This window comes from Bacillus fonticola (assembly GCF_012955605.1).
In the GTDB taxonomy this organism is placed as follows: domain Bacteria; phylum Bacillota; class Bacilli; order Bacillales; family JC228; genus Bacillus_CG; species Bacillus_CG fonticola.
Window position 1 is genome coordinate 1594281 of the sequence record NZ_CP052135.1, and the last position, 19674, is coordinate 1613954.

The window sequence follows — 19674 nt, forward strand, 5'->3', positions numbered from 1 at the left end:
TGTCATGGCAAAAGTCCAGATCTATTGGACTCACTTTAAACTATTCGCCCTTTTTTCTAATTCCCCTTCCACAAAATTCATCATTTCCTGAAGTTTTTCTGGGCGGTGTTCCGTCATATCAAACCACTGCACCGGCATTTTGTTGCGAAACCACGTGAGCTGACGCTTGGCAAACCTTCGTGAGCGGACTTTAATTTGTTCGATCGCTTCTTCCCATGACCAAATACCGTCTAAATAAAGAAAGACCTCTTTATAACCGATCGCTTGGGCTGCCTGTGTATGTTGGACACCTTGTTCGTATAGTCGACGAGCTTCCTCTAACAACCCGTTCTTCACCATGAGATCTACCCGTCTGTTAATTCGATCGTATAAACGCTCCCGCTCCATCGACAAACCAATCCAAATGCAATCATAAAGAGGGTCTGCGAAATCGGTTCGCTCGCGGTCGGTCATCGTTTGTCCTTTGATCGCACTTTCTAATGCACGGATGACGCGGCGTTCATTGTTCGGGTGTGTTTTTTGCGCTCGTTCATCATCGAGACGTTGTAATTCCAGCCATAGCGTCTGGATCCCTTCGATTGTGGCGCGCTCTTCTAATTCCGTTCGCAAAGTGAGATCCACTTCGTCTCCAAAGCGATAATCATACACGACTGACTGCACGTAAAGTCCCGTGCCACCAACGAGAAAAGGCATATGACCCCGTTGAAAAATGTTGTCAATGTGCTGGCGAACCTCCGTTTGAAATTCCGCTACTGAGTACGACTCTGTCGGATCCTTTGTATCGATTTGATAATGCGGAATTCCTTCTTGCTCGCCTTTGCTCACTTTTGCGGTGCCAATGTCCATTCCACGATACACTTGCATCGAGTCACCACTTATAATTTCACCATGGAACTGTTTCGCGAGCTGAATACTACTCTCTGTTTTCCCAACAGCCGTCGGTCCAACGATAATGACAAGTGGTTGTTGACTCACTTTTGTTTCCGCCTTTCTTGCTACAGGTTCCAATCTTCTAATCTTGTATACGCTTGAACCATTTTTCCAGTTCATACGTCGTTAAATGAACCGTAACTGGTCTTCCGTGCGGACACGTGAACGGATCTTCCGCCCGTTGTAAGTCGTATAAAAGGCGTTCCATCTCATCACGCCTGAGCTTATGGTTTGCTTTAATCGATTGCTTACAGCTCATAAGTATAGCCGCCTCTTCCCGGTAATGGGCAATATCAATGGATCTTCTAGCGAACGCCATCTGAATAAGCTCCTCGGTTGTCTCCCGCTCAAACCCTGGTGGAAACCATGTTGGGTGTTCCTTTACAATGTACGTTGACGCACCAAAAGGCTCGAGGAAAACCCCCACCTTTTCCAACACAGGTGTAATGTCAGGTAAGCGCTGCGCTTCATCATTTGTCAAGTCGAGCTGTAAAGGAAAGAGCAACGTTTGTAGCGTGTTATCCACCTCAGCTATTTTGTCACGATAAAATTCGTATTTCAAACGCTCTTGAGCAGCGTGTTGATCGATGAGAAATAGGCCAGATGCATTCTCAGCTAAAATATAAGTACCGTGAAGCTGACCGATGATGTCGGCGTCGTGGAGTGCATGAGTAGGTACGGTCTCCTCTTGTGTGACAGCTACTTGATCCGTGACACTCATTCCTTTGTCTTCAGATACCGCATATACTATTGGATCAGTTTGCCCTTCTACTAAGTGACCCTCTCCTCCTTCGCGAATGATTTCAGCAGAAGGAAATTCCTCTGTCTTCGTCTCTTCAGGCGTATAAGTCGGAGGCGCATAATCAGTTGAAAACCGGAAAGCGCTTTGCTCAGAAGACTTACGCTTGATCGGCTCAGATACTTGTGGGATGTACGCTTGTTGTGACAATACGGACAGAATGCCTTTAGAGACGAATGACTTCACCTCTTCTTCCTCGCTAAATCGCACTTCGAGTTTAGAGGGATGAACGTTCACATCTAAAAGAACGGGGTCCATTTGAATTTGCAAAACGACTAGGGGGAAGCGGCCAATCATCATTTTTGTCTTGTAACCATCGAGAATGGCTTGTTGAATGCCGTAATGACGTACGTACCGACTATTCACAAATACCGACAAACCTTGTTTAGACGCCCGTGACACATCGGGGTGACTTATCCACCCTTCAAGTGAAAAGTCGAGGCTATTCGCTTCAACCTTATGAAACTTTTTCGCCGTCTCTACTCCGTAAATAGCTGCCAATACGTGCTGAACATGGCCGTTTCCATTCGTATGAAGCAACGTTTTCCCGTTATGTACTAATCGAAAGGAAACGTGAGGAAAGCTAAGTGCGAGGCGATTGATGATATCCGTAATATGTCCTAATTCAGTATGGACAGTTTTCACGTACTTCAGACGTGCAGGTGTGTTGTAAAATAGTTGGCGCACGATCATTTCCGTTCCATTTCGTGCTTTTGCTTTTTTGTGTGTGAGTAAACGCCCACCTTCGAAAGTGAGCTCTGTTCCCGCTTCTTCCTCTATGTAGGCAGTGCGACACGTGAATTTACTCACCGAAGCAATACTCGGTAACGCCTCTCCGCGGAAACCAAGCGTCCGAATCCGAAACAAGTCAGACTCGTGTTCTAATTTACTCGTCGCATGACGTTGAAACGCTGTGAGCACTTCGTCTTGTGGAATCCCAACCCCATCATCAATTATCCGAATTTCTTGTAAACCAGCTTCCTGACAAGAAACCGTAATCGTTTTCGCTTTGGCATCAAGAGCGTTTTCTACAAGCTCCTTCACGACAGCGGCTGGGCGCTCTACAACTTCTCCAGCAGCAATTTTATTAGCGAGTGCTTCCCCTAATTCTCGTATAGGTCTTCGCGTTGTCACGTAAGATAACCTCCCTACCTGCAAGTTTTACGACTTCATCTGCTTTTGCAATTCGTACAGTGCTTGCATCGCATCCATTGGTGTCATTTCTAAAATAGCGTACGAGGAGAGCTTCTGTAATACGCGCTCTTGACTTGACGTTGTTTTACGTTTTCGCGATGGCTGTTCATTTTTTTCCCCGAATAAAGACAGCTGTTCATCGGAAGAGGTGGATGCCACTTCATGAACTGCTTGGTTCACTTCGGCTTGTTTTAGAATATTGTACGTATCCATCTGTTTCGTAGTTTGATCTTTTTCCAGGTGCGACAACACAATTTTGGCACGTGAAATAACTCCTACTGGCAAAGCAGCAAGCTCGGCGACGTGGATTCCGTAACTGCGATCAGCAGCCCCCTCTTCCAGCTTGTGCAGAAATACTACGCTTCCATCTTCTTCGACCACTTTCACGTGAATGTTTGCACAGCGGGACAACTCCGCGCTCAACTTAGTGAGCTCATGATAGTGTGTAGAGAAAAGCGTTTTTGCGCCAATTTGTTCGTGAATGTACTCAAGCATTGCCTGAGCAAGTGCCATTCCATCGTACGTCGACGTGCCTCGTCCAATCTCGTCAAACAAAATTAAACTGTTGTTAGTAGCTCTCTGTAAAGCCGTGTTTGCTTCCATCATCTCGACCATGAACGTACTCTGACCCGAAGCGAGATCATCGGCAGCTCCGATACGAGTGAAGATTTGATCAAAAACAGGTAGCTCACAGCGAGATGCAGGGACGAAGGAACCCATTTGTGCCAAAATGACAGTGAGCGCTATTTGTCGCATGAACGTACTTTTTCCTGCCATGTTCGGACCCGTGATGAGCAACATTTCCCTTTCTTCATCCATGCGACAATCGTTCGGAACAAAGGTTTCTACTCCGAGCACTTTTTCCACAACCGGGTGGCGTCCATCGGTAATTTGCATGGAGCGGGAGGCGGAGAACTCCGGCTGCGTGAACTGATACTTGTCGGCAATCGTTGCGAAGCTTTGCAACACATCAATCTCACTTAGTGCGTTTGCCAATTGCTGCAAACGGACCGTGTGTACTTTTACTTGTTCACGAAGATTAAGGAAAAGGGAGTATTCGAGCTCCTCACTTTTTTCCTGTGCCTCCAAAATGAGTGCTTCTTTTTCCTTTAATTCTGGTGTGACGAATCGCTCGGCATTCGTTAACGTTTGCCTGCGCTCATAACGTCCATCTGGGAGTAAATGGAGGTTCGCCTTTGTCACTTCAAGGTAGTAACCGAACACCTTGTTGTAGCCAACTTTGAGTGAACGAATGCCTGTTAGCTTTCTTTCGCTCTGTTCTAGTTCAGCAATCCATGTCTTTCCGTTGCGACTTGCAAAACGATACTTGTCTAAACCTTCATGAAAGCCATCGCGTATGACATCTCCTTCTTTTACACTAACCGGTGGATCGTCAACGAGTGTTTTGGAGATGAGTTCGACAATGTCTTCACACGCATCCAATTGTGTTACATACGCCTTAGCCACCCCCCCGATATCCTCAAGCAGACTAGCGATGAGGGGCACTTTCTCAAGTGATGACCGAAGCTGGACAAACTCTCTCGCATTGACGTTCCCATAGGCGACACGTCCTACGAGCCTTTCGATATCGTAAACGGAAGTAAACGCCTCCCGAAGGTCTTCTCTCGTAAATAACGCTTCTTTTAAACTCGCAACCATTTCTTGCCGAGCTCTGATCGCTTCTTTGGAGATGAGCGGTCGTAGTAACCATGATTTCAGCTTCCGACTTCCCATCGCTGTTTTCGTTTCATCAAGTAGCCAAAACAAAGAACCTTGCTTCTTTTTGTTACGAAGAGTTTCTACGAGTTCGAGATTTCGCACCGCTTCCCGATCAAGTCTGAGCGTGTGTTGCACCTCGTAATATTGTAGCTGTTGCATGTGGGCGAACGATTGTCTTTGCGTTCGTTTAATATAGTGTAAAAGACGGCCAACTGCGGATTGGACAGGCAGTTTAGAATGAGACACCGTTTCGGTTTCTACATTGTCTTCTACCGATAACGTTAATCCAAATTGCTTCTTCGCCTGTTGGATCGTTGGGTGCGACAAATCAGCGGAAGCGACCAAAAGCTCTTTTGCCTTCGCCTGCGACAGCTCGTTCAATACATCCTCTGCTGTCTGAAGCTCGGTCGCCTTCAACTCTCCAGTCGTTACATCGCTATAACTAAAGCCGATCCCTTCATTCAAAAAGGCAACAGAAGCTATGTAATGATTTTCCTCATTTTGTATCGAAGACCTGTCCATATTCGTTCCAGGAGTAATGTAGCGGACCACTTCACGCTTTACGACCCCTTTCGCTTGCTTCGGATCCTCGACTTGCTCGCAAATCGCTACCTTTTCTCCTTTTTCTATAAGTCGATCAATATACGTCAGAGCGGAATGATGAGGAACTCCGCACATTGGAATACGCTCCCCATCTCCACCATCTCGTCCAGTTAACGTAATTTCCAACAGCTGTGCCGCACGCTTCGCATCATCAAAAAACAACTCATAAAAGTCGCCGAGGCGGAAAAATAAAAACGCATCCCGGACTTCCGACTTGATGCGCAAATACTGTTGAATCATGGGGGTGTATGTCTTTGTCACAACTAAAAACGTCCTTTCTACCGATCCTACTATTCTGCTATTATAGCATAGGAATAGGCTTCTTTCTTGATCCTTTTCCTAGCATTTCCCGCCCCGGTCTGGAAAGGTAATTCAGCTGATTTTGTTTTACTTCTTCTTCCGAACAATCCAAGAATACACTAACAAAGCACAACTTTAGGCAAACACGGCATCCCACTCACGAATCTCATACCGTCTCGCTTCTTCTTTAATAAATGGGTCCTGTTGTACGAGGGTCTCGCACTCCTCGTAAGAGTTAGCTTTGTAGATAACGAGTCCTCCAGTACCATCAGTGAATCTACCGTTTGCTACTACATGTCCTTCATTTCTCATAGATTCAAGAAATGATAAGTGTTGTGGTCTGAACTGATCACTTTTCGCTTTATCGAGCAATGGTAAAAGAACTGCGAAGTATTTCATGAAAATCATCCTTCTTTTCGAATTATTTTTGCGCTATTGTGGAATAAAGTAGTGATACTTAATACTACCCCGAACCGTTACGATAACTCAAACATTTCCTTACACATTAAAAAAAGACTATGACGTCCCTAACAAATCACGAAAATCGCATTGGAAACATACTTTATACGGTGTTGCAGTGAAATTGGTGGGAGGGGATCGGGTGTTAACTTGGCCAGTAAGTGAGGCAGACAGACTATCATACGTGGCATTGGGAGATTCGTTAACTGTTGGGATAGGAACTCCATTTATGGATCCTGGCTTCGTTGAGCGTTACTTACGTTATTCAGAAATTGCACTACAAAAGTCCATTTATCTGAATGTATTTGCAAGGCGTGGGGCTACTACTGGTGAAGTGTTAAGTTTGGTGAAAAATCCTGGGGTGACACACACCATTAAAGAGGCGGAGTTCATCACAATAACTGCCGGCGGGAACGATTTAATACAAGCAGCGCTTACGTTTTTGAAGGAGAAAGATCAGTCGGTATTTTATGCAGCATTAGACCAGTGTACCGAAAACTTATCTGCCATTCTAAAGCATATTCATTCAGCCAAAGCGGGCGGTACACCGTTCATGATTCGATTAGTCAACTTGTACAACCCATTAGATGAGGTGGAAGGATCTGACATATGGGTAGAAAAGTTTAATCGCCACATCGAGTCTTTTGCTAAAGATCGCCATGTAAAAGTGGCAGACATATTTCCACTGTTTAATGGAAATGAAGACGAGCTTCTGTCTGCTGACAGTATTCATCCGAACGCAAAGGGATATGAGGTCATCGCGAGGGCGGTTGCCAATCTTGGGTGGTAGGGGACCACGTGGCAAGAACTGAGCTCCTACCACGCCAACCCTTTTTATTATTTGATTACATTCATGACACGGTATTCAAGTTCTCACCGATGAAATAAATGCATAACCGCTTTAAACAAAATGACAACAGAGAAGACCAGCACACCTAATACGCCGATCAGCGCAAATATAGAATCTAAACTTGCAAGTGGCGTCCCTGCTAATGAAACCCGAATCAACGCAAAACCTGATAGAATAGCTGCTAAATACAACACAATATCTCTATGCACACAATTCACCCCTTCCTGTGCTACATGTATATGTACAGGAGTCGGATAGGTTGCAAAGAGGGTAGTAGGTAAATACTCATAAAATAGTTATGATTTACCCTTTTAAGACAGATAGCAACAATTTTTCCGCTTATATCACTACAACGAACAAATCAACTTACACAACAAAGCAGCTCTTAACGGAACTTGGTCTGCCAGTATGTGTTCATTTTTAGCGTGAATCCCACTGCCTGCTGATCCAAGTCCATCTAAGGTGGGGACGCCCAAGTCAGCAGTGAAGTTACCGTCACTCCCCCCGCCAACCGAGGCTTCTTCCAATTTCAATCCTAATTGATCCGCAAGTTTTTTCGCGCATTTGAACAGTTGTTCTGTGTCTTCATTTTTATGCATAGGCGGTCTCATAATCCCACCTTCTACTTCTAATGTAGCCCCTTCTGTTTGCGCAGATAATTCTTCCATAATCATTTCAATTCTCTCTTGTTCCGCTTCCGTCTCCATACGAACATCAATCCCAATGGACGCTGAATCCGCGACCACATTCAACGGACCTCCGCCTTCTACAGCACCTACGTTAACAGTTGTTCCTTTTTCGTAGTCCGTTAATGATTCCAAATAAATAATCTGTTGAGCTGCTTCTTTGATGGCACTGACCCCATCCTCGTGATGGTTTCCAGAGTGCGCCGCTTTGCCATTAATATGAACATAATAGCGGGCTGATCCTTTTCTTTCTGTCTTCAATGCACCAGTACCTGCCACTGGAGGCTCCGTGACTAATGCATACGAACTTGTTTTCGCTTCCCTTTTAATTAGTTTTTCTGCTGAGGGACTCCCTAGCTCTTCATCACTCGTACAAAGGAATGTCACTTTCTTATTGAGCGGGATGTCTAATTCCTTACAAGCCTTTAACGCCCAGATCGCTTGCACGAGTCCGCCCTTCATATCGAGAATTCCCGGGCCGTATATCCGGTTTCCGTCCTCTTTATATGGTAAAGTTCCCACATCCCAAACCGTATCAAAGTGGGATAGAATCAATAGTTTCTCATCACCATCCCCATACTCAAAACGGAGGTGATTCCCGTACTCTTTTTCTATACATTCTTCTGCCTTATAACCAAAATACTTTTTGAACAGCGTCTGGATTCGCTGGCCACAGGCGTCTACTAATTGTTTATTACCTGATGGTGAATCCCCCTCCACGATATACTTCATATCACTGAGTACGAGCTTCTGATTTTCTTTCATATACGCTAAAATTGGATCCACAAAAATCACCTTTCTGTTTAAATCGGTCCGTAATTTATGAAAACTGCTATTGCGACAAAAATGGCTCCTATAACTGACCATATAAGAACTAATGGCCACACAAATTTGAACCACTTAATCCAAGAGATTCCACCAACGGCCAACACCGCCATGAGGACACCCGAAGTTGGCGTAATGATATTTGTAATACCGTCCCCCAGCTTAAATGCCAGCACACCCGTTTGTCTTGTGATGTCTAGCATATCGACTAACGGAACAATGAATGGCATGACGATGACCGCTTGCCCGCTTCCCGAAGTAACCAATAAATTAAATAGCAAATTGAATACGTACAATGCCTGAGCACCAAGCATCGTAGGTAATGCTTCTAAAGGGCCGAACGCGTAATTGACAATCGTATCCAAAATATAGCCATTCTCGAGCAAAATTACGATGGCTCGTGCCATACCAATCACCAATGCCCCGTAAACGAGACCGCGGGCTCCTTCCATAAATACAGAGACTAACTTGTTCGGTGATATTTTAGCGAGAAGGGCAACAGCCACTGCCATCATGAGAAAAATGGCTGAAAGTTCATTGATCGACCAACCCCAGCTGTAAACGCCGAACAGAAAAACACCAAGAAAACCGAAGAAAGCAAGAATAATAATCTTATGGCGCGTCGTAAAAGGGCCAAATCCATCAGTATTACTTTTTCGTGGCAGTTCGGCAAAAGGGGTAACCCCCATGTAACTTTTTGAAGGATCATTACTAATCCTTTTCACATACAGACAGATGTATATGACAGTCACGATGAGAAATACGACGAGGGCTGATCCTCTGAGTGCCGCACCAGAAAACAACGGAAGTTCTGCGATTTCTTGAGCTATGCCTGTAATAACTGGATCAAATGTACCAGTGGTGACCCCCACATATTGTCCTAAATAAACCATGGCCACCCCGGTGATCGCGTCGAGCTTAAGCGCTTTGGCAAGAATGATCCCAATTGGAATGAAGGCAATCACCGCATTACCGCTTATCCCTGCTGTATCAAGTATAGCAAACAGGGTAATGACGGATATGATGAGTACGTATTTTTTTCCTTTCATTCGCTGAATTAACGCATTTACCCCAGAGTTCACTGCACCGGTATATTCAAACACAGCAACAGTCCCCCCAATAATGAGTACCATAAACACTAGGTTCGCTGTATCGATCAATCCGGTTTGAACAGCTAAAAATAGGTCCATTAATGAAGCTGGATTCGCCTCTATGGTTGAATAACTACCCGGAACCACCTGTGTAATATCATTATTCGTTGTCTCTCTCTCAAAAGAACCGGCCGGCACAAAATACGTAGAAATAGCAGCTAGTAATAATAAGCCGAATAAAATAACAAATGCGTCCGGCATGAGACTTTTTCGCTTCTTCTGATTCTCCTTCTGACCACTTTTGTCTTTTACCACCTGTTTCATCTCCTTTCTATCTCTAAATATATATATGGACGGATTTTTTCAGTATTCGAAATGTTTTATTTTCTTACCTTGTAAGCTGCTTGCACAACTAATATGTGAGACATTTACGTCTAAAACGTTTAAAGGAAGATGCGGAAATTTTTATATTTTTGAGAGGTGTTCCGGTGAAGGAAAAAGAGGAATGGAAGATTCTCTAGGATGAAAAAACCCCCGCCAATTCCATAGAACTGACAGAGGTTTCTATTAACTACTATTCTTCGCCAAACAAATCTTCGTTCACGAGCTCTGTGACCACTAGGAATTCTCCTAGGATTTTAGCCATTTGGTCTCGTTTTGTTGCTGCACTTGGAGCGAAGGAACCGTTTGAATTCCCATTAAAGATGCCTGCTTGGTAAACCATTTCAACGGCATCGGACGCACTTTTCCCAATGCTGTTTTCATCTGAAAAGTCTGTGATGACCTTCGTCTTGTCTAACTTTCCTTCTTTGAAGTCAATGAACGGAAGGTCGAGCGCACGTTGAAGCATGATTGCGGCTTGAGCACGAGTTAACGAGTCGGAAGCAGAAAATGTGCCATCCGTTTTCCCTTGCGTCAATCCATACGCAACTGCCGCTTGTAGTTCTCCTGACTCAACGAACCACTCATCCCCATCTACATCTGTAAACGTATCATCGTAAGCAAGGTCGCGTGGCAAACCGAGCGCACGAACGAGAAGTGCTGTGAACTGCATTCGCGTCATATTTGCGCTTGGATCAAAGTTGCCATTTGATCTTCCGTTAATAATCAGTTTCGAAGCAAGTGCTTCAACATAATTTTCCGCCCAGTTCTCCCCTTTATCTACGTCTGGGAAGGTCACATCGTTTTGCACAACCGTGTAACGAGAATTTGTAAGAGAGTTTCCTTCAACAACTACTTCTCCCTCTTCGTCAAGAGACGCTCGAGTCGGGATAGGTGTAGCAGATGTTCCTTCAACACGAACCATTGTCAACAATCCAAGATCCGTCGTGTCTAGTTCTGGTAGAGTCACATTACGCGGCACAAACTGATCAAAGCGGTCTACAGAACGAGTAATGCTTTCGCCATTGCCTCTCGTCCCAATTACTTCTACCGAGAAATCGTAAAAGCCGCCAACTCGACCTGAAACGGCGCGCTCCCCGTCCTCTACCTCGTCTTCGTTCACGTCATCAACCGTGACAACAACTTCAAAAGACTCAAGGTCAGCGTATTCAGCAGAAAGGTTATTCATTACCTCATTCAATTTTTTCGCTGGAACGACTAGTGATACGTCGCCAGTTCCAATTGTAAAGGATGATCCCTCGCTTGCTTCAGTCGCCTTCTCTACTAAATCGCCAGGCAACTTCGCTTTCGAGCGCTCACCAGATTCCGCTTTCTCGATTTCAACTACTATTTGATCCTTCTCTTCCGTAATATTAGCCACGATGTCATCAATACTTCCGGCATCGATTGTTGTTACTAATTCAGAAACACCATCTTCACCTGTTTCTTCTTCAGTGGTCGTCGCCCCTTCAGGAAGTGTCACGACGTCTCTCTCTGTATCATTGTCAGTGTCGCCACCACCACTTGATGGAGGAACTGAACCACCGCCGGACGGAGGAGGAGTTGATCCACCACCACCAGTTTCAGGGTTTTGTCCCTGAACTGTTTGGATCGCAGCAATTAAAGCATCCCGTGCAGCAGAGTATTTAACATCATCTAACTTTCCTATAATACTCTGAAACTCCCTTCTTGCACCCTCATAAGAAAAATCAGTAGTGAAGGCGAGCGCTACATTTTCGTGTTCAGTTGTAATGACTGTAGTTGTTAAAGCATTCTCAAGCAATTCAGACTGAGAAGTTCCATTAATATCTTCTTCGTTTGCTAGTAGATCAAGGTACTCTCTGTAGACATCCATGAAGAAGGCAAGTAAGTTATTTACTGTAAACTCGCCATCATACGTATCATCAATTTTGGTAGCAAAATTTTCACGGTAATCATCAATTTTGCTTTCTAAATTTGCTTGATCTGTACTAAATAGAATTGGAAAGAGTCCAGCAAGAATTTCTGTTTTCTTTGTAGTCTTTACGATGCCGTCATTAAGCATTCCAGATACGTGTTTTTTCCAATCATCAGATGAGATTTCATTATCCAAATCTGCCTGTGCGTCACGCAAATCCCTTTGTTGATCAGCCGTTAACACACCATAAATCTCATCCAAATAATTAATTAGCTCCTCAATTGAAGCAAAATCTCCTGCATTGTACTCAGTCGCCGCCTCAACCGTCGTAGCATTTACCAAGCCGTATGTAGCAACGGGTGTGAGGGTGAGCGTGGTGGCAAGAATTGCTTTCACCGCTTTCTGACTGAAAGGGTATCTCTTCATGTGTGATCACCTCTGTTTGTTTTTTTGGTAGATTTACCACTTACTACTTGAATATGGTAATACTATCATACTATTATAGTAAGAGAGACGACAGATAGCAATCACTTTATGGGAAATTTATCATAATTTGATGAAATAGAGGGTCTTTTGTTCCTTTTTGCAAGAATATTACGGCAACCTAGAGTCTAGTGCTTCATTAAAACAAAGGAGTGTATATCACGTTGAAAAAGTGGAAAATCATTCTTACCACGATAGGGAGTTTGCTACTCATCGTGGCAGGAGGCCTCTACTATTACATAGAAATTCGAGAGTATGACGTTGCCGATCGTGAGGTTGATGAGATTGTCTCCAGTGAGTACGTCATCCCTCTGCCAGAAGATGACACGGTTACCAAACCCGAATCTAGCGTTGAATCAACGGGCGAAGCAAACGACGAAAAGGAAGAAACTTCGACAGCTGGAATTGTAAGAGAAGAAAACGAGTCAAGTGAGGAAGCAACCACATCTACTTCGAAACCAATCAACAAAGAATCAACAGAGTCAACAACAAGAGACAATAAGAGAGAGAAGAGAGAAGAAGAAAAACAAGACGATGATCAAGAGGTGACGGTCATTTCAATTAAGGAAAAGTATCGTCCTTCATTCGAAAACCTCCAAAACCAGGCTAATAGGCGTGTCGACGCTCTTATTGCGAAGGCATTTTCGGAATTTGAAGAAAAACGAAAAAATGACGAATCAGTCTCTTACGGATACTTCTATAAAAAATATAAAGATGCGGCGGATACGTTAGAATTCAATACGGATGCAGTTTTTTATACAATTTTGGAAGCGCTCGAAACCGAATTAAAAGAGAACGGTTATTCTAAAAAGAACGCGAAGTCTTTTGAGGATGTGTACAATAGCGAAAAAAAAGCGCGTGAATCGGCGTTACTAGCCAAAGCACGGGATGCCCTCTAAGTTTTACGTTAGTTTCTATGATTTGTCTTTAAAATCCCTGTGGAGAAACTTCTGCAGGGATTTTTTTGGTGAAATTAGGAATAATAAATGGCAATCAAAGCAAACAGATAATGAGGATGCTTGCCTTGTTCAATAAGAAAGGAGGTTAGTCAATGGAGGGTTCCGGTGCGTTGATGACCGTGCTTCTATTGCTAGGTGTAGTCTACTTTATCCCTTTCCTTATCGCAATGCTAAAAAGAAAAACCAATACGTTAGCAATATTTTTCTTGAACTTGTTAGCAGGTTGGACTTTTATCGGATGGGTAGTCGCATTTATCTGGTCGATAACAAAAGACAATAAGGTTGTGTAAAAGGTTACATGTTCAGACTTTTTGAAAACCACCCTCTTCCTCTAAAGAGCGGGTGGTTTCTTTGTTCTCTTATGAAACGCATACTCATAAAAACGGGCCTCATAAAAAGGCCCGCGCACACTTCTACTTAACAATAATTTTATCTTCTTCAACCGCCACTACTAACTGATTCGAAGCTGTTTCTTCTAGTAATACATCCGCAATTTGGTCCTCCAGCTGTTCTTGAATGATCCGACGTAGTGGTCGCGCTCCGAATGCTGGGTGGTAGCCCCATTCAATCAATTTCTCTTTTGCCTCATCCTGAATGGTAATGTCGATGCCTTGCTCCTGTAGTTTGCCAACCAATTCCTCCAGCATTAAGTCTAAAATTTTCAGGAGATGGTCTTTCTCTAAAGAGTTAAATTCAATAATAGAGTCAAAGCGATTGAGGAACTCTGGTTTGAAATAGGAACCTAAGGACTCTAAGATGTTTGTTTCTTTCTTTAAGTCCTCTTCTACAGAGTTGAAACCAACTGTCGCTTTCTTCTTCTCTGTCACACCCGCATTGCTCGTCATGATTAGAACGGTATCCTTAAAGCTTACGGTTCTGCCTTGGCTATCTGTCAAACGTCCATCTTCTAAAATTTGTAGGAACATATGTTGCACATCTGGGTGTGCCTTTTCGATTTCGTCCAACAAAATAAGACTGTACGGATTGCGTCTTACCTGTTCTGTTAGTTGCCCCGCTTCGTCGTGTCCTACGTATCCAGGAGGGGAACCGATTAATTTTGAAGTCGAGTGTTTCTCCATGTATTCACTCATATCGAGACGAATCATGGCCTCTTTTGACCCGAACAGTTCTTCGGCTAGTGACTTCGATAGTTCTGTTTTCCCGATACCAGTTGGTCCAACGAATAAGAAGGATCCGATCGGACGGTGCTTGGACTTCAGACCAGCACGACTTCTACGAATTGCTTTTGTCACTTTTCGCACGGCCTCTTCTTGTCCAATGACTTTTCCTGCAAGGTTTTGTTCAAGATGTTTCATTTTCGCTTTTTCGTTTTCCTGCAGTTTTCCTACAGGGATGCCTGTTTTACTTTCGATCAAACTCATAATGAACTCTTGATCGACGACACCTTTTCTTTTATTTTCTTCATCAGCTTGGAGCTCTTTCATAAGCGATAGTTCTTGATCGCGTAATTTGGCTGCTTCTTCGTATCTTTCATTACGTGTAGCTTCTTCCTTTTTGTTACGAAGATCAGTTAGTTTCTTTTGTAGAGTTGCTGTTTCCTTACCTTCTGACAACAAGTTCACTTTAGAGCCTGCTTCATCCAGTAAGTCAATCGCTTTGTCTGGTAGGAAGCGGTCTTGAATGTAGCGATCAGACAAAGCAACACAAGCTTTCAATGCTTCCTCTGTATAGTGAACTTGATGATAAGCTTCATATTTAGACTGCAAACCTTTTAGAATTTCGAATGCTTCCGCTGAAGTCGGCTCCTTCACAGTGATCGGTTGGAAACGTCTTTCAAGGGCGGCATCTTTTTCAATTTGACGGTATTCCTTTAACGTCGTGGCACCAATCACTTGTAGCTCACCACGGGCTAAAGCAGGTTTTAAGATATTCCCTGCATCCATCGAACCTTCTGCGGCACCCGCACCAACTAGTTGATGAATCTCATCTATAAATAAAATAACATTTCCTCTCGTTTGTAGCTCATGAATAATCGCTTTCAGGCGCTCCTCAAAGGAACCTCTTATACCCGTACCCGCTGTTAAAGAAGCAACGTCCATCACGTATAGCTCTTTATTCAACAGTTTAGACGGCACATCTGTGGCAACCATTTTAAGTGCTAGTCCTTCTGCAATAGCGGTCTTCCCTACCCCTGGTTCCCCAATGAGAACAGGGTTATTTTTATTGCGTCTATTTAAAATTTCAATAACTCTTTCCACTTCTTTATCGCGACCAATAACAGGATCAATTTGTCCATTTCTAGCTTGATCCGTTACGTTTCGACCAAATTGATCCAATAGTCCACTTCCACCTTTTCCACCTTGAGTAGACGGGGAAGTTGGGGGTTGTTTCATAGCAAATGAGGAACCATTTGCTGCGTCAATGCTTTTAAATAGTTCATCAAACGGGAAGCCACCACTAAAACCAGAAGGCGTAGTATGTTTAGCCTGTTGCTTTTCAAAACAAGAACGGCACATTTTCACTTCCGACTTTTCTTGATTGACTTGGGTAACCACATTAATACTTGCTTGATTTTGCTGGCATACTTGACACAACATACAGAAAACCTCCCTGAATTTTAATTTGACCTTTATTGACCTTTCGTGACCTCATTATACTTTGACCTTTTTTGACTTTCAAGTTTTCGGATTGTGGGAATCTTTGGGAGGTTTAAGTGAGCAGATTGCTGAAGAATTGTAAATATAGTCTGATAGCGTAATGTCGGAAGAAAGACGCTCGTGGATCCCCTTCAATAACTCGGGAGTAACGCTCATAAACCGGATCTAACGCTCTTATCTCGGGATTAGCGCTCATAAACCGGATGTAACGCTCTTATCTCTGGAGTAACGCTCTTAAACCCAGATTAACGCTCTTATCTCGGGAGTAGCGCTCATAAACCGGATGTAACGCTCTAAGATTGGCTTCTTTTTCAGCTTGTTCGGCGAGCTGAATAGTCGGATTGCCAAGACAATAGAGTTGTTTTTCCACATGCTCCACCACTGTCCAACTTCTCTAGAGGCAACTGAGAAAACACGTTAATTTCTCAGTTGCCTCCATTTACCAAGTGTGCTGGACAATTCTTTTTATGTTGCTCTCAATAATTTCGAACGATGACGTGCCTTTAATCTAGAAGCTCTTCTCAAGCTCATCAACTAAACTACCTACATATGCCACTGCTTTTCGAATCGGTTCAGGAGTAGACATGTCGACACCGGCCGTCTGCATTAGCTCGAGTGGCTTTAGTGTGCCCCCTGCCTTCAAAGCAGATAACCAGCGATCGACAGCAGGCTGCCCTTCTTCTTGAATCATTTGGGCTGCAGCGGTAGAAGCCGTCAGACCTGCTGAGTACGTATACGGGTAGAGACCCATGTAATAATGAGGTTGGCGCATCCACGTTAAGCTAGCACCTTCATCGATTTCCACGCCGTCTCCCCAGAAATTCGATAGGAGCTCTTGCTTTTGTTTGCAAAGAACATTGGCCGTAATTGGAGTTCCCTTTTCAGCTAAATCATAAATTCGACGCTGGAGCTCTCCTTCAAGGATGTGGGTGACGAAGTTGTGGTAGTACGTTCCTATAGATTGAAGAATGACCCAACGACGCATACGATCATCAGTAGACTTCGCTAAAATATGCTCACTCAACAACATTTCATTCATTGTAGAAGGCGCTTCAACAAAGTACCTAGACGGACGAGTATTGGAAATGCTTTGATAACGACCCGCCAAACTAAAGTGACCCGCATGACCTAATTCATGAGCAAGTGTAAAGGCATTTCTCATCGAGTCGTTCCAAGTCATTAAAATATATGGATGAACCCCGTAAGGACTTGAACAAAACGCACCCGATCTTTTTCCTACATTGTCAGCTAGATCCACCCAACGATCGCGCACACCCCGCTCCATAATCTCCATATATTCCGGTCCCATCACTTGTAACGACTCCAGAACGAGTTCGGACGCTTCCTCATATGTAATCTGAGGGTTAAACTCAGGGTCAAGAGGCGCTTTTAAATCACTAAAATACATCTTTTCTAAACCTAAAACACGCTGCTTTAGCTTAGCAAGGCGACGCATGTGTGGGGCTAGCTCCGTTTGAATCGTGTCTAATTGATTGTGATACATCTGTTCTGTAACTTGTTGGTCGTGCAAAAGCATATGTGTCACAGATTCATAATTACGCAAACGAGCTTCCGTCACTTGTTTTTTCACTTCTGTAGCAAAGGTTGCTGCATACGTATTTTTGTATTGCTTAAGTGTGTCAACAAAAGAAGCATAGGCCTTCCGACGCAGCTCTGTATTGGCTGAATCCTCATACTTCGGAAACGAATTAAACGTTAAAGGATGCTCATCCCCGTCATCAGTAATAAAGGAAGAGAACTGCATGTCGGATGTCTTACTTCGTTCATAAATCATATAAGGTGCACCCAACACTTCACCAAAAGCAGCTAACATTTCCTCCGCATCTGGGGAAAGCCTATATGGTTTTGTTTCTAGCAAGTCTGTTAGCGTTTTGCGAAACTCCTCCAAACCTTTTTCTTCCTGTATGTAGGCTTGGACCGTCTTATCAGCTAGCTCAAGAATTTCTGAGTGTATAAAGGACGTACTTGCGCTGACAGTCGACATAAGAGAACCAACAAGTCCAGAATTCGCCTGATTCACTGGATTAGTCCCATCTTCTGACTGACGTAAACTAGCAAACGTCATCACCCGCGTCACCCGCTCACGCAACGCATCATTCGCAAGCAAACAATCTAGCAAAGTTTTCGCACTTTCACCAAGACGCCCTTTGTACTGAGTTACCGTTTGGATATCGTTTTGAATGGCTTCAAGCTCAGACTTCCAGGCGCCCTCAGATGCAAACAAATCGGTTAGATCCCACGTTTGCTCAACAGGAATCTCTGGACGTGTTAAGGTTTTTTTCATTACTTTGGTCATGGGAATGCTCCTTTCAATATTGGAGTTGGTAGAAGAAAAATGAATCTCCCTATTCTTCTTCCCTTCGATGCTATGTAAATCCTTCCTCAAATAGGGAAATCGCCTGAGCCGATGCACAAATATAGTAAAAAGAGAGAGAAGTGCTCGAACATCGAACACTTCTCTCGTCTCTACGACATGGTGAAACAAGATGATGCGCGGGGCGGGCGGTGAGCCCGCTGGAGTCGCCGCCTTCTGCTCCAATCAACGAACAGATGGCGAGTCAAAACTAGCGGAGGAAATACACGTAGACTCCTGCGGAATAGCGGAGACGCTGAGACCCCGCAGAGAGCGTACTTTGTGAACGAGGAGGCTCAGCGCGGAGCCCGCGGAAAGCGTAGTGTATTTCCGGAGCGGTATTCAGGCACTATGAATTTTCATTACTTCGCATCATGGGATTACTGTATAGTAAAAACAACAAAGGATACGAAAAGAGCCTTAAACAACTAAATAGATAATAAATAAGCTAACAACGGCAACAATGACCGATGCAATCAATCCTAGATAGACTGGCTTTAACCCAATTTCTCGAATCTTTTTGAAGTCAGCTCCTAAACCTACACTCACCATCGCCATGAGGATGATAAACTTAGAAACCGCTGTGATCTGTTCGACAAGATTTTCATTAAAGACTCCCATCGTATTTAAAACGGACATACATAAAAAGCCTAACAAAAACCACGGAAAAATCTTGGACACTTTGACCCGACCCTCTTGACCATGCCCACTACTTTTCATGCTCATATAAATTCCAATGAGGATAGCTACTGGTACGAGAAATAACGTACGGGTTAATTTTACAACAGTCGCAATTCCACCGGCTTCGTTCGAATACGCATATCCTGCTGCTACAACGGAAGAAGTGTCATGAATTGCCGTTCCTGCCCACATCCCAAAGACTTGGCTACTTAGTTCTAAAAGAGAACCAAGAATCGGATAGAAAATGACCGCAATGACATTGAAAATAAAGATGGTCGTTACAGCAAAAGCTGTTTCTTCTTCCTTCGCTTTCATGATGGGAGACACAGTCGCTATAGCCGTTGCCCCACAAATAGCTGTTCCAACACCGATTAGCGCGGGGATATTTCCTGTTACGCCCATCCACCGTCCGATATACATAGTGAGAAGTATCCCTAAAATAACCGCTGCGAAGATGGCTACGATCGACTGACTCCCTATCGTAAACACTTGCCAAAGGTTCAGGCTTGTTCCGAGTAGGATGATCGCTAATTTCAAAAGGGATTTTAATGAGTATTGTACGCCAAGGTCAAAAACAGCCGGCAACCCAATAAAATTACGAATCAACATGCCTAGCAGAATCGCTGTGACGGTAGAACCTAGTAAGGGGATATCTTTTCCAACACTTTGCGAAACAAAGGCGATGACGAAAACGAGTACTACCCCAGGCAATTGTTTTCCTAGCTTCGTTTCTCTAAATCTCTGTATTTTATTTAACGAGTGATTGGCTTCTCGTTGCTCTTTTGTATTTGCCAGTTCGGCCATTCGTTCCACCTCTTTGGCCAA

Annotated in this window: 14 protein-coding genes; 3 read left to right on the forward strand and 11 right to left on the reverse strand. The window is 43.9% G+C overall.

Features of this window, described 5'->3' with window-relative positions:
- Positions 1–30: 30 nt before the first annotated feature.
- The 4 genes from miaA to HHK01_RS07890 all read right to left on the reverse strand — a co-directional run bounded on the left by miaA (position 31) and on the right by HHK01_RS07890 (position 5944).
- Complete coding sequence (gene miaA / locus HHK01_RS07875) at positions 31–1050, reverse strand: tRNA (adenosine(37)-N6)-dimethylallyltransferase MiaA (protein ID WP_170007279.1); 1020 nt, start codon at positions 1048–1050, stop codon at positions 31–33.
- Complete coding sequence (gene mutL / locus HHK01_RS07880) at positions 1013–2863, reverse strand: DNA mismatch repair endonuclease MutL (protein WP_228027509.1); 1851 nt, start codon at positions 2861–2863, stop codon at positions 1013–1015. Before mutL ends, miaA begins: the two co-directional genes overlap by 38 nt.
- Positions 2864–2890: 27 nt before the next feature.
- Complete coding sequence (mutS, locus tag HHK01_RS07885; RefSeq protein WP_170008711.1) at positions 2891–5485, reverse strand: DNA mismatch repair protein MutS; 2595 nt, start codon at positions 5483–5485, stop codon at positions 2891–2893.
- A gap of 195 nt (positions 5486–5680) precedes the next feature.
- Positions 5681–5944: a YciI family protein gene (locus tag HHK01_RS07890; RefSeq protein ID WP_170007280.1), complete on the reverse strand. Its 264-nt coding sequence runs from the start codon at positions 5942–5944 to the stop codon at positions 5681–5683.
- Positions 5945–6146: 202 nt separating this feature from the next.
- Here HHK01_RS07890 and HHK01_RS07895 point away from each other — a divergent pair, with 202 nt between their 5' ends.
- Positions 6147–6794, forward strand: a complete 648-nt coding sequence (locus tag HHK01_RS07895) for a GDSL-type esterase/lipase family protein (RefSeq protein WP_170007281.1) — start codon at positions 6147–6149, stop codon at positions 6792–6794.
- Positions 6795–6877: 83 nt separating this feature from the next.
- Here HHK01_RS07895 and HHK01_RS07900 read toward each other — a convergent pair whose 3' ends face one another.
- The 4 genes from HHK01_RS07900 to HHK01_RS07915 all read right to left on the reverse strand — a co-directional run bounded on the left by HHK01_RS07900 (position 6878) and on the right by HHK01_RS07915 (position 12160).
- Positions 6878–7063 carry a hypothetical protein gene (locus HHK01_RS07900; protein ID WP_170007282.1) on the reverse strand — a complete coding sequence of 62 codons (186 nt, stop codon included), beginning with the start codon at positions 7061–7063 and terminating at the stop codon, positions 6878–6880.
- Positions 7064–7201: 138 nt separating this feature from the next.
- On the reverse strand, positions 7202–8326 hold the full coding sequence (locus HHK01_RS07905; RefSeq protein WP_194241260.1) for a M20 family metallopeptidase: 1125 nt from the start codon (positions 8324–8326) through the stop codon (positions 7202–7204).
- A 17-nt stretch (positions 8327–8343) separates the two neighbouring features.
- Entirely contained in the window at positions 8344–9771 is a 1428-nt protein-coding gene (locus HHK01_RS07910; RefSeq protein ID WP_228027510.1) for a YfcC family protein, read from the reverse strand.
- A gap of 259 nt (positions 9772–10030) precedes the next feature.
- Entirely contained in the window at positions 10031–12160 is a 2130-nt protein-coding gene (locus HHK01_RS07915) for an S-layer homology domain-containing protein (protein ID WP_170007283.1), read from the reverse strand.
- A gap of 221 nt (positions 12161–12381) precedes the next feature.
- On the opposite strand from HHK01_RS07915, the gene HHK01_RS07920 reads away from it, so the two are divergent.
- A complete protein-coding gene (locus tag HHK01_RS07920) occupies positions 12382–13116 on the forward strand; it encodes a hypothetical protein (protein ID WP_170007284.1) in 735 nt (244 codons plus the stop codon).
- A 152-nt stretch (positions 13117–13268) separates the two neighbouring features.
- Positions 13269–13466, forward strand: coding sequence for a superinfection immunity protein (locus HHK01_RS07925; protein WP_228027511.1), 198 nt, complete (start codon positions 13269–13271; stop codon positions 13464–13466).
- A 123-nt stretch (positions 13467–13589) separates the two neighbouring features.
- Here the strand turns inward: HHK01_RS07925 and HHK01_RS07930 are convergent, their stop codons facing one another.
- The 3 genes from HHK01_RS07930 to HHK01_RS07940 all read right to left on the reverse strand — a co-directional run bounded on the left by HHK01_RS07930 (position 13590) and on the right by HHK01_RS07940 (position 19674).
- Complete coding sequence (locus HHK01_RS07930) at positions 13590–15734, reverse strand: ATP-dependent Clp protease ATP-binding subunit (RefSeq protein WP_170007285.1); 2145 nt, start codon at positions 15732–15734, stop codon at positions 13590–13592.
- A 568-nt stretch (positions 15735–16302) separates the two neighbouring features.
- The gene (gene pepF, locus HHK01_RS07935; protein ID WP_228027512.1) at positions 16303–18099 is read right to left on the reverse strand and encodes an oligoendopeptidase F; all 1797 of its coding nucleotides are present in this window, start codon (positions 18097–18099) and stop codon (positions 16303–16305) included.
- Positions 18100–18588: 489 nt separating this feature from the next.
- On the reverse strand, positions 18589–19674 hold the full coding sequence (locus tag HHK01_RS07940) for a YeiH family protein (RefSeq protein ID WP_228027513.1): 1086 nt from the start codon (positions 19672–19674) through the stop codon (positions 18589–18591).

Bases quoted from the DNA above. Each gene is read 5' to 3' on its own strand.
- miaA (WP_170007279.1), bottom strand. From the start codon at position 1,050: ATGAACTGGAAAAATGGTTCAAGCGTATACAAGATTAGAAGATTGGAA.
- mutS (WP_170008711.1), bottom strand. From the start codon at position 5,485: ATGATTCAACAGTATTTGCGCATCAAGTCGGAAGTCCGGGATGCGTTT.
- HHK01_RS07890 (WP_170007280.1), bottom strand. From the start codon at position 5,944: ATGAAATACTTCGCAGTTCTTTTACCATTGCTCGATAAAGCGAAAAGT.
- HHK01_RS07915 (WP_170007283.1), bottom strand. From the start codon at position 12,160: ATGAAGAGATACCCTTTCAGTCAGAAAGCGGTGAAAGCAATTCTTGCC.
- HHK01_RS07925 (WP_228027511.1), top strand. From the start codon at position 13,269: ATGGAGGGTTCCGGTGCGTTGATGACCGTGCTTCTATTGCTAGGTGTA.
- HHK01_RS07930 (WP_170007285.1), bottom strand. From the start codon at position 15,734: ATGTTGTGTCAAGTATGCCAGCAAAATCAAGCAAGTATTAATGTGGTT.
- pepF (WP_228027512.1), bottom strand. From the start codon at position 18,099: ATGAAAAAAACCTTAACACGTCCAGAGATTCCTGTTGAGCAAACGTGG.